The sequence below is a fragment of the Streptomyces sp. NPDC056296 genome, from assembly GCF_042268605.1.
GTDB lineage: Bacteria > Actinomycetota > Actinomycetes > Streptomycetales > Streptomycetaceae > Streptomyces.
Genome location: NZ_JBHJRX010000082.1, coordinates 12,369 through 28,329 on the forward strand (window position 1 = coordinate 12,369; position 15,961 = coordinate 28,329).

Annotated in this window: 14 protein-coding genes, 1 rRNA gene and 1 riboswitch; of the genes, 3 read left to right on the plus strand and 12 right to left on the minus strand. The window is 70.2% G+C overall.

The window, feature by feature from the left end; all coding sequences use genetic code 11:
- The first annotated feature begins 70 nt into the window (after positions 1–70).
- Together ACFCZF_RS37350 and ACFCZF_RS37355 are read left to right on the plus strand one after the other, a co-directional pair.
- Positions 71–1,138, plus strand: a complete 1,068-nt coding sequence (locus ACFCZF_RS37350; RefSeq protein ID WP_376675456.1) for an ABC transporter ATP-binding protein — start codon at positions 71–73, stop codon at positions 1,136–1,138.
- Between the two features lie 26 nt (positions 1,139–1,164).
- Entirely contained in the window at positions 1,165–1,584 is a 420-nt protein-coding gene (locus ACFCZF_RS37355; protein ID WP_376675447.1) for a molybdopterin-binding protein, read from the plus strand.
- Positions 1,585–1,686: 102 nt separating this feature from the next.
- Here the strand turns inward: ACFCZF_RS37355 and gcvP are convergent, their stop codons facing one another.
- Entirely contained in the window at positions 1,687–4,572 is a 2,886-nt protein-coding gene (gene gcvP / locus ACFCZF_RS37360; protein ID WP_376675448.1) for an aminomethyl-transferring glycine dehydrogenase, read from the minus strand.
- A 177-nt stretch (positions 4,573–4,749) separates the two neighbouring features.
- Positions 4,750–4,845: riboswitch (glycine riboswitch) on the minus strand.
- A gap of 150 nt (positions 4,846–4,995) precedes the next feature.
- Between gcvP and ACFCZF_RS37365 the strand changes: the two genes are divergently transcribed.
- On the plus strand, positions 4,996–5,373 hold the full coding sequence (locus ACFCZF_RS37365; RefSeq protein WP_376675449.1) for a PRC-barrel domain-containing protein: 378 nt from the start codon (positions 4,996–4,998) through the stop codon (positions 5,371–5,373).
- Positions 5,374–5,550: 177 nt separating this feature from the next.
- Here the strand turns inward: ACFCZF_RS37365 and ACFCZF_RS37370 are convergent, their stop codons facing one another.
- The 11 genes from ACFCZF_RS37370 to rrf form a co-directional block, all read right to left on the minus strand.
- A complete protein-coding gene (locus tag ACFCZF_RS37370) occupies positions 5,551–7,002 on the minus strand; it encodes a DNA polymerase IV (RefSeq protein ID WP_376675450.1) in 1,452 nt (483 codons plus the stop codon).
- Positions 7,003–7,072: 70 nt separating this feature from the next.
- A complete protein-coding gene (locus ACFCZF_RS37375; protein WP_375905333.1) occupies positions 7,073–7,756 on the minus strand; it encodes a MerR family transcriptional regulator in 684 nt (227 codons plus the stop codon).
- Between the two features lie 191 nt (positions 7,757–7,947).
- Positions 7,948–8,421, minus strand: coding sequence for a bifunctional nuclease family protein (locus ACFCZF_RS37380; RefSeq protein ID WP_030189411.1), 474 nt, complete (start codon positions 8,419–8,421; stop codon positions 7,948–7,950).
- 84 nt (positions 8,422–8,505) lie between these two features.
- Positions 8,506–9,243 carry a MerR family transcriptional regulator gene (locus ACFCZF_RS37385; RefSeq protein WP_376675451.1) on the minus strand — a complete coding sequence of 246 codons (738 nt, stop codon included), beginning with the start codon at positions 9,241–9,243 and terminating at the stop codon, positions 8,506–8,508.
- Between the two features lie 42 nt (positions 9,244–9,285).
- Positions 9,286–10,245, minus strand: a complete 960-nt coding sequence (locus tag ACFCZF_RS37390; RefSeq protein ID WP_376675452.1) for an FHA domain-containing protein — start codon at positions 10,243–10,245, stop codon at positions 9,286–9,288.
- Between the two features lie 61 nt (positions 10,246–10,306).
- Entirely contained in the window at positions 10,307–11,191 is an 885-nt protein-coding gene (locus ACFCZF_RS37395) for a DUF881 domain-containing protein (protein ID WP_376675453.1), read from the minus strand.
- Positions 11,192–11,196: 5 nt separating this feature from the next.
- Positions 11,197–11,529 (minus strand): small basic family protein, encoded by a 333-nt coding sequence (locus ACFCZF_RS37400; protein ID WP_003977440.1) that lies wholly within the window; start codon positions 11,527–11,529, stop codon positions 11,197–11,199.
- Positions 11,526–12,362, minus strand: a complete 837-nt coding sequence (locus ACFCZF_RS37405; protein ID WP_376675454.1) for a DUF881 domain-containing protein — start codon at positions 12,360–12,362, stop codon at positions 11,526–11,528. The genes ACFCZF_RS37400 and ACFCZF_RS37405 overlap by 4 nt, the downstream gene beginning before the upstream one ends.
- Before the next feature lie 168 nt (positions 12,363–12,530).
- On the minus strand, positions 12,531–15,026 hold the full coding sequence (locus ACFCZF_RS37410) for a sugar phosphate nucleotidyltransferase (RefSeq protein ID WP_376675455.1): 2,496 nt from the start codon (positions 15,024–15,026) through the stop codon (positions 12,531–12,533).
- Between the two features lie 112 nt (positions 15,027–15,138).
- Positions 15,139–15,747, minus strand: coding sequence for a CDP-alcohol phosphatidyltransferase family protein (locus tag ACFCZF_RS37415; RefSeq protein WP_375905310.1), 609 nt, complete (start codon positions 15,745–15,747; stop codon positions 15,139–15,141).
- Between the two features lie 110 nt (positions 15,748–15,857).
- A 5S ribosomal RNA gene (gene rrf, locus ACFCZF_RS37420) occupies positions 15,858–15,961 on the minus strand; the annotation flags it as partial.

The following is a 15,961-nucleotide window of genomic DNA, read 5'->3' on the forward strand; positions in this document are numbered from 1 at the left end:
CGGCCGGGACGAGGCGCCCGACCGGCCGGACGAGGACGACATGACCCACACCGACGAACCGACCACAGCCATGGACCCCACCGACGGTCACGCGCCCGACGGCGGCCTCGACGCCCGGCTCGTCGTGGACCGCGGCACCTTCCACCTGGACGTCGCGCTGACCGCCGCGCCCGGCGACGTCGTCGCCCTGCTCGGCCCCAACGGCGCCGGCAAGACCACCGCCCTGCGCGCGCTCGCCGGCCTGGTACCGCTCACGGCCGGCCGGCTGCGCCTCGACGGCACCGCGCTCGACCGTACGCCGCCCGAGTCCCGCCCGGTCGGTGTGGTCTTCCAGGACTACCTGCTCTTCCCGCACCTCACCGCGCTCGACAACGTCGCCTTCGGGCCGCGCTGCCGGGGCGCGAGCAAGGCCGAGGCCCGGGCGCGGGCCGCCGCGTGGCTGGACCGCATGGGCCTCGCCGACCACGCGGGCGCCAAGCCGCGCCGCCTCTCCGGCGGCCAGGCCCAGCGCGTCGCACTCGCCCGCGCCCTGGCCACCAACCCCCGGCTGCTGCTCCTGGACGAGCCCCTCGCGGCGCTGGACGCCCGGACGCGGCTCGAGGTACGGGCCCAGCTCCGCCGCCATCTCGCCGAGTTCGAGGCCGTAGCGGTACTGGTCACGCACGACCCGCTGGACGCCATGGTGCTGGCCGACCGGCTGGTCGTCGTCGAGAACGGCAGGGTCGTCCAGGAGGGCGGCCCCGCCGAGATCGCCCGTCGGCCCCGCACGGACTACATCGCGCAGTTGGTCGGCCTCAACCTCTACCGCGGGCGGGCCGACGGCCACACCGTGCGGCTCGACGCCGGTCCCGCCATCACCACCACCGAGGAAATCTCCGGTCCGGTCTTCGTGGCGTTCCCGCCGGGCGCCGTGACGCTGTACGGGGAGCGCCCCACGGGCTCCAGCGCCCGCAACCTGTGGCGCTGCGAGGTCGCCGGCCTGGAGACCCACGGCGACCAGATCCGCGTGGACCTCACCGGCGAACTCCCGCTCGCCGCCGACCTCACCACGGTCGCGGCGGCCGAGCTCGGCCTCCACCCGGGCGCCCCGGTGTGGGCGACGGTCAAGGCGACGCAGACACACGCATACCCGGCATAACACCCGCATCGGGCTACGGTGCCCTCATGAGCCTGAGCATCCGCAACCAGCTCCCCGGCACCGTCACCTCCGTCACCCCGGGCGAGGCCATGGCGACGGTCAGGGTCCGCCTCTCCGGCGGCCAGGACCTCACCGCGGCGATCACCCGGGACGCCGCCGACGACCTCTCCCTCACCGCCGGGGCCGAGGTCCGCGCCCTGGTGAAGTCCACGGAGGTGTCCGTGGCGACCGGCCGCGTCGAGGGCCTGTCCATCCGCAACCGGCTGCCCGGTACGGTCACCGCCCTCACCACCGGCGACGCCATGGCCTCCGTCAGGATCGCCGTCGAGGGCGCCGAAGTGACCGCGGCGATCACCAGGGAGGCCGCCGACGACCTGGGTCTGTCCGTCGGCGTTCCCGTCGTCGCGCTGGTCAAGTCGACGGAGGTGTCGCTCGCCACCGCGTGAGACACGGCGAGAGGCACGGCACGAGACACGGCACGAGACACGGCGAGAGGCTCCGCGCAAGGCCGTTCCGGGCCTGCACGGAGCCTCTCGTGTACCGGCGGCTCAGTCCTCGTAGGCGTCCAGCGGCGGGCAGGAGCAGACCAGGTTCCGGTCACCGAAGGCCTGGTCGACGCGGCGCACCGGCGGCCAGTACTTCTCGGCGGCGGAAACCCCGGCCGGGAAGACGGCCTCCTCGCGCGTGTACGCGTGGTCCCACTCACCGCCCAGCGCACCGGCGGTGTGCGGCGCGCCCCGCAGCGGGTTGTCGTCCGCGGACCAGGCGCCGGAACCGACCTTCTCGATCTCCGCGCGGATGGCGATCATCGCCTCGCAGAAGCGGTCCAGCTCGGCCAGGTCCTCGGACTCGGTCGGCTCGATCATCAGCGTGCCGGCCACCGGGAACGACATCGTCGGCGCGTGGAAGCCGTAGTCGATCAGCCGCTTGGCGACGTCGTCGACGCTGACGCCGGTCGCCTTGGTCAGCGGGCGCAGGTCGATGATGCACTCGTGCGCGACCAGCCCGCCGGGGCCGTTGTAGAGCACCGGGAAGTGCGGCTCCAGGCGCTTGGCGATGTAGTTGGCGGACAGCACGGCCACCTGCGTGGCGCGCTTGAGCCCCTCGCCGCCCATCAGCCGGACGTACGACCACGAGATCGGCAGGATGCCGGCCGAGCCCCACGGCGCCGCCGAGATCGGGCCGACGCCCGTCTGCGGACCGGCCGCGGGCTGCAGCGGGTGGTTGGGCAGGTACGGCGCCAGGTGCGACCGTACGGCCACGGGGCCGACGCCGGGACCGCCGCCGCCGTGCGGGATGCAGAAGGTCTTGTGCAGGTTCAGGTGCGAGACGTCGCCGCCGAAGTGACCGGGCTTGGCGAGTCCGACCAGGGCGTTGAGGTTGGCGCCGTCCACGTAGACCTGGCCGCCGGCGTCGTGCACCCGGGCGCAGATGTCGGCGACGTGCTCCTCGAAGACGCCGTGCGTGGAGGGGTAGGTGATCATCAGCACGGACAGCTCGTCGCGGTGCTTCTCGATCTTGGCGCGCAGGTCCTCGACGTCGATCTCGCCGTCGTCGGCGGTCTTGACTACGACGACCTTCATGCCGGCCATGACCGCGCTCGCCGCGTTGGTGCCGTGGGCGGAGGACGGGATGAGGCAGACGGTGCGCTGGTCGTCGCCGTTGGCGCGGTGGTAGGCGCGTACGGCGAGCAGGCCGGCGAACTCGCCCTGCGACCCGGCGTTGGGCTGGAGCGAGACCTTGTCGTACCCGGTGACCTCGGCGAGCCGCTCCTCCAGCTCACGGATGAGGGTGAGGTAGCCCTGCGCCTGCTCGGCGGGCGCGAAGGGGTGCAGCTGCCCGAACTCGGACCAGGTGACCGGCTCCATCTCGGTCGTCGCGTTGAGCTTCATGGTGCAGGAGCCCAGCGGGATCATGCCGCGGTCCAGCGCGTAGTCGCGGTCGGCGAGGCGGCGCAGGTAGCGCAGCATCGCGGTCTCGGAGCGGTGCTGGTGGAAGACGGGGTGGGTGAGGAAGTCGTCGGTGCGCAGCAGCGCCTCGGGGAGCGTCTCCTCGGTCGCCGCGTCCAGCGCCTCGATGTCGCCCTCGACGCCGAAGGCGTTCCACACGCCGCCGACCTGGGCGCGCGTGGTGGTCTCGTCGCAGGCGAACGACAGGTGGTCGGCGTCGACGAGCCGCAGGTTGATGCCGTTCTCGCGGGCGGCGTGGACGATCGCGTCGGCCCGGCCGGGCACCCGCGCGGTGACCGTGTCGAAGTAGGCGCCGTGCACGACCTCGACGCCACCGGCCGCGAGGCCCGCGGCGGTGATCGAGGCGTACCGGTGGGTGCGCCGCGCGATGGCCCGCAGCCCCTCGGGCCCGTGGTACACGGCGTACATGCCGGCCATGACGGCGAGCAGCACCTGCGCGGTGCAGATGTTGCTGGTGGCCTTCTCGCGGCGGATGTGCTGCTCGCGGGTCTGCAGGGCGAGGCGGTAGGCCTTGTTTCCGTCGGCGTCCACGGAGACGCCGACCAGGCGGCCGGGCAGGCTGCGGGCGAACTTCTCGTGCACCGCCATGTAGCCGGCGTGCGGCCCGCCGAAGCCCATCGGCACACCGAAGCGCTGCGTCGTGCCGATGGCGATGTCCGCGCCCAGCTCGCCGGGCGAGGTGAGCAGCGTCAGGGCGAGCAGGTCGGCGGCGACGGTGACCAGGGCGCCGAGCTCGTGCGCCCGGTCGACGACCGGCTTGATGTCGCGGACGGCACCGGAGGCGCCCGGGTACTGGATCAGGACGCCGTTGATCTCCCGCTCGGCGACCTCGGCCGGGATGCCGTCACTCAGGTCGGCGACGACGACCTCGACGCCGGTCGGCTCCGCGCGGGTCTGGATCACCGCGATGGTCTGCGGCAGGACGTCCGCGTCGACCAGGAACAGACCCTTCTTGTTCTTGCCCATGCGCCGGGAAAGGGCCATCGCCTCGGCGGCGGCGGTGCCCTCGTCGAGCAGCGAGGCACCCGAGGTGGGCAGGCCGGTCAGCTCGGCGACCATCGTCTGGAAGTTCAGCAGGGCCTCCAGGCGGCCCTGCGAGATCTCCGGCTGGTACGGCGTGTACGCCGTGTACCAGGCCGGGTTCTCCATGACGTTGCGCAGGATGACCGGCGGGGTGAAGGTGCCGTAGTAGCCGAGGCCGATCATGGAGTCGAGGACCTGATTGCGGTCGGCCAGCGAGCGCAGCTCGGCCAGCACCTCGGCCTCGGAGCGGGCGCCGGGCAGGTCCAGCGCGTCGGCGTTCTTGATCACATCCGGCACCGCGGCGGCCGTCAGCTCGTCGAGCGAACCATAACCGACCTGCGCGAGCATCTTGGCCCGTGCCTCGTGGTCGGGGCCGATGTGGCGCTGCTCGAACGGCATTGCCTGTTCGAGCTCGGAGAGCGGGGTGCGATGGGCGGTCATTGCGGAGGCCTCCTGGTCTGACGACCTTCGAGGGGCACCACGGCGCGGGTACCCGTACGGCCTCCCCCTCTGTCATCTCAACCTGAGAGCTTCACCGGGCGGGCCCGAGGGCGCTCCCGGCTTTCACCGTCGGTGAGAGCGGAAGCCGTCGACACCCGCCCTGCTTTCCAGAGTGACCTCGTCCGTGCGGTACGTGAGCCTGAGAGATTCCGGGGAGGATTTGCTCCTTCGGCGCCTCCGGTGGTGTCCGGAGGACTCTCCCGCGCGGGGTCAGCAGCCGTTTGCCAGCGTACCAGCGAGGTCGACGCACGGACCTTCGAGTGGCCGACCGGCCATATGTGCTCTTTTGTAGTACTACGGATGATTTCGGCGGCTGGTGGGTCGGCTGGTGCGCGACCCCAGTGCGACCAAGTGGAGGGCCCCGTGCGTACCGACATCGACCCGCGCAACCTGATCGGCCGCAAGGCCTTCGACCGCAACGGCACCCGGATCGGCACCGTCGACGAGGTCTATCTCGACGACGCCACCGGCGTCCCCGAGTGGGCGGCCATACGCACCGGCCTGTTCAGCCGGGACGCCTTCGTGCCCCTGGAGCCGAGCGAACTGCTCGACGGCACCTTGCGCGTGCCCTTCGACCGGGCCCTGATCAAGGAGGCCCCCGACTTCGGCGTCGGCCGCCACCTCTCGCCGGAACAGGAACTCCAGCTCTACCACCACTACGGTCTCGACGTCGCCGCCCCTGCCTCGCTCCCCGACCACGACTTCGGCAAGCTGGCGGGCCAGGGCAAGGAGGAGGGCTGACGATCCGGCCCTACGGCCCCTGCCGCCCGGCCAGCCAGTCCAGGCGGAGCATGCCGCGACCGCCCCGGCCACGCTGATCCGCCACCGCCGACTTCCTGCGACCCGATCCGCCGGAGAAGGACATCCGCCGGACAGGGACAAGGCCGCAGCCGGGCCAGTCCTAGCCGGCGGCCAGCCCTAGCCGGGTGCCAGATGCGCGGGCCCCGCCGGGCCGGTCTCCGCGTCGGTGCCCCCGCCGAGGCCCGGGCCGGCCTCCGTGGTCGCCGGCCCGCCCTCCCCGGGTCTTCGCGGCTCGGTCGGGACCAGCGGCAGCGGTTCCGCCGGTGTCAGGTCCGGGTCGTCCACCGGAAAGGTCCGCACCCGGCCGGTCTCCGAGTACGGCGTCTCGAACCGCACGGTCACCCGCCCCAGCCCGCTGCCCTGCACCCATCCATGTCCGTACTCGGCGTGCCGCACGTCGTGTCCCGACGGCCACCGGCGCTCGGGGGCGAGGGCCGGCCGGTCCTCCTGGACGGGCGCGGCGTCGGGCTCCTCGGCGACTTCGTCGACCCGCTCCCCCGCCGCCTGCGCGAACAGGTCCTCCTGCGTGTAGTCGGCGAGCCCGCTGACGCCGACCCCGAGCAGCCGCACGCCGCCGGTGGTGTCCACGGAGTCCAGCAGCCGGGCCGCGGCCTCCCGCACCACCGCCGGGTCGTCCGTGGGCCCACGCAGCGTCTCGGAGCGCGTCAGCGTGGAGAAGTCGTACCTGCGCACCTTGAGCACGATGGTCCGCCCGGACAGCCCGGAGCCGCGCAGCCGCCGCACGCACCGGTCGGCCAGCCGCCCCACCTCCACACCGACCCGCACCCGGTCGTGGATGTCCACGTCGTAGGTGTCCTCGACCGACACCGACTTGGTCTCCCGCTCGGCCACCACGGGTCGCTCGTCACGGGCCAGTGCCATGGCATACAGGGCGTGCCCGTGCGCCTTGCCCAGCAGCCGTACGAGCTCGTCCTCGCCCGCCTCGGCGATGTCGCCCACCGTGGTGATCCCGGCCCGCCGCAGATGGTCTCCCGTGGTCGGTCCCACGCCGGGCAGCGTCCGCACGGTCATCGGCTCCAGCATGGCCCGCTCCGTCCCCGGCGGGATCAGGACCAGCCCGTCGGGTTTGGCCTCCTCCGAGGCGATCTTGGCGAGCATCTTGGAGGCGGCCAGCCCCACGGAACCGGTGATGCCGGTGACGGCGCGGATGTCCGTACGCAGCTTCGTGCCTGCCAGCCTCGCCGAATCCGCGTCCCAAGCCGCCCCGCCGGCCTCCAGGTCCACGAATGCCTCGTCCAGGCTCAGCGGCTCCACCAGCGGCGACAGCCCACGCAGCAGCCGCATCACCTGCTCGCTGATCGACCGGTAGAGCTCGAAGCGCGGGACCAGGTACGCGGCGTGGGGGGCCAGCCGCCGGGCCTGCCCCATGGGCATCGCCGAGTGGACGCCGAAGACCCGTGCCTCGTACGAGCAGGTGGCGACCACACCGCGCGGTCCGAGGCCGCCCACGACGACGGCCTTCCCGCGCAGACTCGGCTTGGACGCCTGCTCCACCGAGGCGAAGAAGGCATCCATGTCGAGATGCAGGATCGTGGGCGCGGTTCTCACATCTCCGATGCTGCCCTACGCCACTGACAATGCTCCGCCCGAGCACGGGATGTGCCGGGTGCGGCGGCGTTCAGACCGCCCGGTTGCGCCGCCGCGCCAGCTCGTCCGCCGGATTGTGCCCGACCAGGGTCTCCCCCGTGTCGATCCGCTCCCCGTGCAGCTGCGACAGCGCGCTCTCCACATCCCGCCAGACCACGCCGATCGCGATCCCGAAGATGCCCTGACCGCCCTGGAGCAGGGCGTGCACCTCGTCGGGCGAGGTGCACTCGTAGACCGTGGCTCCGTCACTCATCAGCGTCATCCGCTCCAGGTCACGGAAGCCGCGCTCCCTGAGATGCTGGACGGCGGTGCGGATGTTCTGCAGTGACACCCCGGTGTCGAGGAAGCGCTTGACGATCTTCAGCACGACCACGTCGCGGAAGCTGTACAGGCGCTGGGTCCCGGAACCGTGTGCGGGTCTCACACTGGGTTCGACCAGGCCCGTACGAGCCCAGTAGTCGAGCTGCCGGTAGGTGATACCGGCGGCCGCGCAGGCCGTCGGCCCGCGATAGCCGATCTGCTCGGACGTCATGGACGTCGCCCCTCCGCTGCTCGGGACGGCAGCCGGTCGCTGCGGAACAGGGTCGGCCGCCACACCGGGCTGGGGATGCCCCCCGCCGGCGCGGAGCCGAGAGTTCGTGGGAGGGTACGGGCCGCTTGCCCCGAGGCTCTGCCCGGGGCCACCCCCAGCCGTACCGTCGCCGCTGATTCTCACGCCGACCTCCGTCCTTGACCTGCCTCCTCGACGGTAGGCAGTCACCAAGGGTGCGTCAACGATCGCCACACTCGGCACGCCGAGTGATAATCACCCTACGAGTGGTTTCGCGTACCCGACCGCGGGGAAAGGCTAGCCGAATGTGCCCGGAGGGGCCGTGCGGCGCCTGTGGCGCTCCGGTCCCCCGCACCTCACTGGTTGCTGGTCCCGAAGTCCTCCGGCGAGATCTGGTCGAGGAACTCGCGGAACTTCTCCACCTCGTCCTCCTGCTCGTCCGGGATGGCGATGCCGGCGTCGTCGAGCACCGTGTCGCTGCCGTAGATCGGCGTTCCGGTGCGCAGGGCCAGCGCTATGGCGTCGGACGGCCTGGCACTCACCTCGACACCGCTCGCGAAGACCAGCTCGGCGTAGAAGACCCCGTCACGCAGGTCCGTGATGCGTACTTCCGTGAGCTCCTGGCCGACGGCTTCCAGCACGTCCTTGAACAGGTCGTGGGTCAGCGGCCGCGCGGGAGCCATGCCCTGCTGGGCGAAGGCGATCGCCGTCGCCTCCCCCGGCCCGATCCAGATGGGGAGGTAACGGTCGCCTCCCACCTCGCGCAGCAGCACGATCGGTTGGTTGGAGGGCATCTCGACCCGGACACCTACGACATCGAGCTCGTTCACACAGCAACCCTAGGCCGTGCCCGTGACATTTGGGTAGTCGGGCCGGGGTCTGGGTGAGCGTTCGGAGCTCCGGGCGCGCCCGTTTCAGGGCAGCCGCACGCCGAGGGCGGTCTGCACCAGCGCCGCGTGCAGCTTCACCGCCAGCCCCGCCAGCTCCTTGGTGCGGGCTTCCGCGTGTGCCCTGGTCTGGGGGTTGCGGTGCCGCTTCAGCGGCGCCACCACCTGGTCCACGAGCCCGGCCTCCCGGTCGGCGGCGGCCTTCATCACCCGCAGGTGCCGCGGCTCGATACCGAACCGCCCCAGCTCAACCACCAGGGAGGCCACGGTGACCGCCTCGGCGTCGTACGCCCCGTCGGGCAGCGGAGCGAGGAGCCCGTACGACTCCCACTCCTTCAGCTCCTGGTCGCCGATCCGGGCCGCGGCGAGCAGCTCGTCCCGCCCGATCCGGGCCGCCGTGGGTCCCTCGGCGGGCTCCGGTACGGCCTCCCCGTCCCGCTGCCGGCCCAGTGTCGGCAACGGCACGGCCTCGCCGCGTTCCATCGCGTCCAGGTGTTCGCGGATCACCTTCAGCGGCAGATAGTGGTCCCGCTGCATGCGCAGCACCTGGCCGAGGCGCTCGACGTCGTGCGCGCTGAACTTGCGGTACCCGGCCGGGGTCCGCCGCGGCTCGACAAGGCCCTCCGACTCCAGAAAGCGGATCTTGGAGATGGTGACGTCGGGGAACTCGTCACGCAGCGCGTTCAGCACGGCGCCGATGCTCATCAGCCCACTGTCCGTGGCGACGGTGCCGTGGCCGGCACCGCCGCTCGGTGTTTGAAGCATGGACCTTCCCTGGAGGTTCCCCGGGCGGTGCCCGGGGGCGGGTCAGTAACCCCGCTGGCTCGCGTAGAAGACCAGCCGGTACTTGCCGATCTGCACCTCGTCACCGTTCGACAGGGCGACCTGGTCGATGCGCTCGCGGTTGACGTACGTGCCGTTCAGGCTGCCGACGTCGGCCACCGTGAACGAGCCGTCCGGACTGCGGCGGAACTCCACGTGCCGGCGCGAGACCGTCACGTCGTCCAGGAAGATATCGCTCTGCGGATGACGTCCCGCGGTGGTCAGCTCACCGTCCAACAGGAAGCGGCTGCCGGAGTTCGGACCACGGCGCACGACCAGGAGCGCCGAGCCGAGCGGCAGCGCGTCGACGGCCGCCTGCGCCTCGGGAGAAAGCGCCGGCATCGCCGTCTGGCCGGTGACCTCGGCGTCGTACGCCTCGAGGCCGGAGATGGAGATCGTGGAGGTCGTCTCGGACGCACGCTCCGGAACCGCCCCGGCACGCAGCGGCGCGCCGCAGTTGGAGCAGAAGCGGCTGTTCTCCGCGTTGCGGTTACCGCACCTCGTACAGACCAGGGCCGACATGGACGGATCCTCCTGCCGCGGCTGCCCCGCCGGGGCGTTCGACGCATACGGGCCGGGGGCAAACCCTCCACCCGTACCTGAGGTTGACGGTTGCCCGAAACCTATGTCGCCGGACTGCGCAGGGTCAACAGACGGCGCGCCCTGACCACCGGAAATGCCACCGCCCGGACCAGCCACCTGGTCCCGGAACATCGGGCGCCCGCCCTCCGCATCAGGCTGTGCCCGATGGCGAGCGGTCGCGTTCTCGCGACCCTCTCGCGTGCTCTTGCCGAACAACTTCGCAAACAACTTCACGGGCGATTCCCCTTGACCGAAACAGACCCGCCCGTGGGGCAGGACGAACCCTGACTGACCGTACTGACCGACCCGGACATCTTCACAACGTCCGTCTCCACCAGACAGTTTCCACCACGCACCACCCAATCGGTGCGCCGACCCCCCGCAACCTCATGCCCTCGCCGGTCGCCCCCCATGCACCGCCGGTTCACTGGGAGGACGACCGAGCGTAGTCAGGCCGCTTCACCGCTCGCAAGGCGTCCACGACGATCTTGCTCGACCGCTCAACCGTAACGGTGGCCTGTTCCTTCTCCAGAGTCTGCACCACGCCTCCAGGAATGTTGAGAGCCGGTTCGAGGTCCTGCGGCTTGCCGATGACCTGGAAACGATAGGGCGCGTTGATCTTGTTCCCGTCGACGCTCACGGTCTTGTCCGAGTCCGTGAGGTACGTGCCGGCGACGACCCGTACGCCGTTCACCTGGATCGCCTCCGCGCCCGCCGCGCGCAGCTCCTGTATCGCGTCGAGCAGCATGTCCGCCTCGACCGCCCCCTTCGTGTCCTCGATCGTCACCGTGATGCCGGGCCCCTGCGCCGCCACGGTGCCCGCGAGAATGCCCAGTTGCCGCTCCTTCTCGAGCGTCTGCTTGCGGGCCTCTTCTGCCTGGTCGGAGCTGTTCTCCAGCTCGTCGCGCTGCTTCTCCAGGCCCTGCTTCTCGTCTTCAAGACGCTGAGTACGGTCGTCCAGTTCATCGAGGATGCGGACCAGATCCTCCTGCCGGGCGCCGCGCAGCGCTCCATCACTGTCGCTGTTCGACGCCACCTGGACCGCCAGGCCGAAACCGAGACCGAACAGGAGCAGGGCGACGATGAGTTGGGCTCGGGTGAGGCGCGGCGGCCACAGCCCCTTGAAGAGCCGCTGCCTACCGGTCAGTCCCGGCCCCGGATCGGTCTGCCGCTCCGGCTGCTCCTCGACCGGCGCGTCGGCGTCCGGTGCCTCCGCCGTCAGAGACGCCGTCGGGGACGCCGCCGGCGGCACCTCGTCGGGCAGCTCCTTGCTCAGCCTGTTCGCGTTCTGCTCTTCGTGGTCGCTCATCGGCCTCACGCCCGGAAGACGTGGCGTCGGATCGCCGCGGCGTTGGAGAAGATCCGGATACCGAGCACGACCACCACGCCGGTGGACAGCTGGGCCCCGACGCCCAACTTGTCGCCCAGGAACACGATCAGTGCGGCCACGACCACGTTCGACAGGAACGACACCACGAAGACCTTGTCGTCGAAGATTCCGTCGAGCATGGCCCGCAGACCACCGAAGACGGCGTCGAGCGCCGCCACGACGGCGATCGGCAGATAAGGCTCGACGGCCGCCGGCACCTCGGGCCGGACCAACAGGCCGGCCACGACTCCCACGACGAGGCCCAGTACGGCGATCACGATGTGCCCTTCTCGGTTATCGGCTGTGCTGTACGTACGATCACGCTCGTCGCGGCCGGCAGTTCGAGGTCGTCCGCGACGGAGATGGCGGTCCGGATGCCGTAGTTCTCCTGGAGGGCATGCAGGTACAGCCCGTCGGCACTGTCCTGGAACCGGGAGCTGAGCCCCTCGCCGTCCCCCACCGCGAGCACCGTGTACGGCGGCACCAGCGGCCTGTTGTCGACCAGTATCGCGTCCCCCGCGGCCCTGATCGCGGACAGCGCCGTCAACCGCTGCCCGTTGATGGAGATCGCCTCGGCCCCCGACTCCCACAGCCCGTTGACCACGCGCTGCATGTCCCGGTCCCGTACCCGGCCCGTGTCGGAGAACCCGGAGGTGCCACGCGGCTGACCGTCGCTGCCCGTGCCCGTGTCCTTGGCGTCGTTCACCACGAGCTTCACACCCGGGCCGTGCACCTCGACCGCGCCCGACAGGACGCCCATCAGGTCGGAGCGGTCACTGTCGCCGTTCTTCTCGAGCGCCTCGCGCTGCCGCGCGCTCACGTCCTCGCGCAGCTTGTCGACGCTCTCCTCGAGCTTGTCGGCCGTGGAGGTCTCGCCCTCTATGCGGTCGATGAGCTCTTCGCGCTCCTTGGCGACGGCCGGAGCCGCGACCCGTGCCTGGGCCGCGCCGACCGTGACGACCAGGGCGGCCATCACCAGCCCGGCGGCCAGTCCGAGCTTGGCGCGGAGGGTCTTGGGCATTCCGCCGGTGCCCTCGGCTTTCTTCCGCGCGGCGGCCTCGGCGTAGCCGTCGTCGAGGCTGTGGTCCATGACGTTGGTGAGCAAGGACATGGACGCGTCCGGGCGCGCGGGCCGCGTGAATGTGCTCCGAACGGGGGGTTGCTGCGGCATGCCGCACATCGTCGCACGCCACGGCCACTACCTCCGAATGGCCCCACCGGCGTGCCGGACAGGCCCCCTTGGGGACACTTGTCCGGCACGCACGCGTGCGGTGTGTTCTTAACGGCCCGCGCTGTCCACCACTGCGGACCACTCGTCGAGCAGCGCCTGCGCGGACGCGTCGTCGGGGCCCTCTGCCCACAGATGGGTGACCGCCTCGGCCGGGTCGGGCAGCACCATCACCCAGCGCCCGTCGGTCTCCACCACGCGCACGCCGTCCGTGGTGTCCACGAAGCGGTCTCCGGCCGCCTCGACGACCCGCCGCATCACCAGGCCCTTGACCGCCCACGGAGTGGCCAGATCACGCTTCAGAACGTGCGCCCGCGGGATCCGCGCGTCGATCTGGCTCAGCGTGAGCTGCGTCCGCGCCACCAGTCCGATCAGCCGCACGAAGGCGGCCGTACCGTCGTAGACGCTGCTGAACTCCGGGACGATGAAGCCGCCCTTCCCGTCACCGCCGAAGATCGCTCCTTCCTCGCCGCCGACCCGCGTCAGGTCGTCGGGAGAGGTGGTCGTCCACTCGACCTGGGTGCCGTGATAGGCCGCCACCTGCTCGGCGATCCTGGTGGTCGTCACCGGCAGCGCCACCCGGCCGCTGCGCCGCTCGGCCGCGATCAGGTCGAGCAGCACCAGCAGCGCACGGTCGTCCTCGATGATGCGGCCCTTCTCGTCGACGAGCGACAGCCGCTCACCGACCGGGTCGAACCGCACACCGAACGCCGCCCGCGAGGACGCCACGATCTCCCCGAGGCGCACCAGCCCCGACCGCCGCACGTCGGCCGACTCGGTCGGCCTGGACTCGTCGAGACCGGGATTGATCGTCAGCGAGTCGACTCCGAGCTTCCCGAGCAGACTGGGCAGGACCAGCCCCGAACTGCCGTTGGACGCGTCCACGACCACCTTGAGCCCGGACTCCGCGATCCCCGTGATGTCGATGTTCCGCAGCAGCGACCCGGTGTACGAGTCGAAGACGCTGGACGGGAAGTGCAGGTCCCCGATCTCTCCCGGGAACGCCCGCCGGTACTCCTGCCGCGCGAACACCCGGTCCAGCTTCCGCTGACTGCCCTGCGACAGGTCGGCACCCTGTCCGTCGAAGAACATGATGTCGACGGAGTCCGGCACCCCGGGCGTGGTCCTGATCATGATCCCGCCTGCGCTGCCCCGGGCGGTCTGCTGCCGTGCCACGGGCAGCGGTACGTTCTCCAGGTCCCGTACGTCGATGGCGCTGGCCTGCAGGGCGGAGATCACCGCCCGCTTCAGCGCGCGGGCACCACGCGAGTGGTCGCGGGCCGTGGTGACGGTGGAGCCCTTCTTCAACGTGGTCGCGTAGGCGCCGGCCAGTCGTACCGCCAGTTCCGGCGTGATCTCCACGTTCAGGATGCCGGACACCCCGCGTGCACCGAAGAGGTGCGCCTGGCCCCGGGACTCCCAGATGACCGAGGTGTTGACGAAGGCACCGGCCTCGATGGTCTTGAACGGGTAGACCCGGACGTTGCCCTGGATGATCGATTCTTCACCGACCAGGCACTCGTCCCCGATGACAGCGCCGTCCTCGATCCGCGCGGCGCGCATGATGTCGGTGTTCTTCCCGACGACGCAGCCCCGCAGGTTGCTGTGCGGCCCGACGTACACGTTGTCGGCAACGACGGCCTTGTGCAGGAAGGCGCCACTCTTGACGACCACGTTGGAGCCGACGACCGTGTGTTCCCGGATTTCGGCGCCGGCTTCGACCTTGGCGTAGTCACCGATGTAGAGGGGCCCGCGGAGTACGGCGTCGGGATGCACCTCGGCGCCCTCGGCCACCCAGACGCCGGGCGAGATCTCGAAGCCGTCGATGTCGACGTCGACCTTGCGCTCCAGTACGTCGGCCTGGGCCTTCACATAGCTCTCGTGGGTGCCGACGTCCTCCCAGTAGCCCTCGGCGATGTAGCCGTAGACGGGCTTGCCTTCCTTCATCAGCTGCGGGAAGACGTCACCGGACCAGTCCACGGGCACATCGGGGTCGACGTAGTCGAACACCTCGGGCTCCATGACGTAGATACCGGTGTTCACGGTGTCCGAGAAGACCTGGCCCCAGGTCGGCTTCTCCAGGAAGCGTTCGACCTTGCCCTCTTCGTCGACGATGGTGATGCCGAATTCCAGGGGATTGGGCACGCGTGTCAGACACACGGTGACGAGCGCACCCTTTTCCTTGTGGAAATTGATCAGGTCGGTGAGGTCGAAGTCGGTCAGGGCATCGCCGGAAATAACGAGGAACGCATCATCCTTCAACGCCTCCTCGGCGTTCTTGACGCTTCCGGCGGTACCGAGTGGCTTCTCCTCATTGGCATAGGTGAGCTCCATTCCGAGCTCCTCGCCGTCACCGAAGTAGTTCTTGACCAGCGAGGCCAGGAACTGGACGGTGACGACGGTCTCGTTGAGCCCATGCCTTTTGAGCAGCCTCAGAACGTGCTCCATGATCGGCCGGTTGACCACCGGCAGGAGCGGCTTGGGCATGCTTGAGGTCATGGGACGAAGGCGCGTGCCTTCGCCTCCAGCCATCACGACGGCCTTCATGTCGGAAGCGTCCTCCTCTAAGAGACGACGGATTGACCGACTTCACCCGACCAGAGTCCCGCACTTTTGCCGTGGGGGCCATCCGGCCACTGGGGCCGCACAATCGGCGAGTTCAGTCGGCCATGGTGTCCGCACGGACCAAACGGCGGACCTGCACCACGTAGAGAACACCTGCCCACCAGTACAGGGTTGTACCCCATCCGGCGAACGCCCATCCGAAAACAGCGGCGAGTGACGCGATCCATCCGCTTCCGTCACTGAGCAGAAGCAGAGGGAAGGCGTACATGAGGTTGAAGGTGGCGGCCTTCCCCAGGAAGTTCACCTGCGGCGGCGGATAGCCATGGCGTCGCAGGATGCCCACCATCACGAGCAGCACCGCTTCCCGGGCAAGCAGTACAAGGGTCAACCAGAGCGGGAGAATCTCCCGCCAGGTGAGGCCCACCAGGGTGGACAGAATGTAAAGCCGGTCGGCGGCGGGGTCCAGGAACCGGCCGAGGCTGCTGATCTGGTTCCAGCGCCGCGCGAGCTTCCCGTCCAGGTAGTCGCTGACTCCGCTCAGGGCCAGGACCAACAGCGCCCAGCCGTCACTCTGCGGGCCGCCGAACTCGGGGCGGAGGATCAGCCACAGGAAGAGCGGTACGCCGGCGAGGCGCGCCATGCTCAGGATGTTCGGGATGGTGAGGACCCGGTCGGTCTGCACGCGGGTCTCCTGGACCTCCACGCGGGGGCCTCCTGGGGTGAAACGAGCCAATGATGCTCCCTGACCTTACCTCAACGCAAAAAAGCTCTGGCTCTCGGGCTGCATGCCCAAGAGCCAGAGCTCTAAGAGGAGTTCGGCGACGTCCTACTCTCCCACAGGGTCCCCCCTGCAGTACCATCGGCGCTGTAAGGCTTAGCTTCCGGGTTCGAAATGTAACCGGGCGTTTCCCCTACGC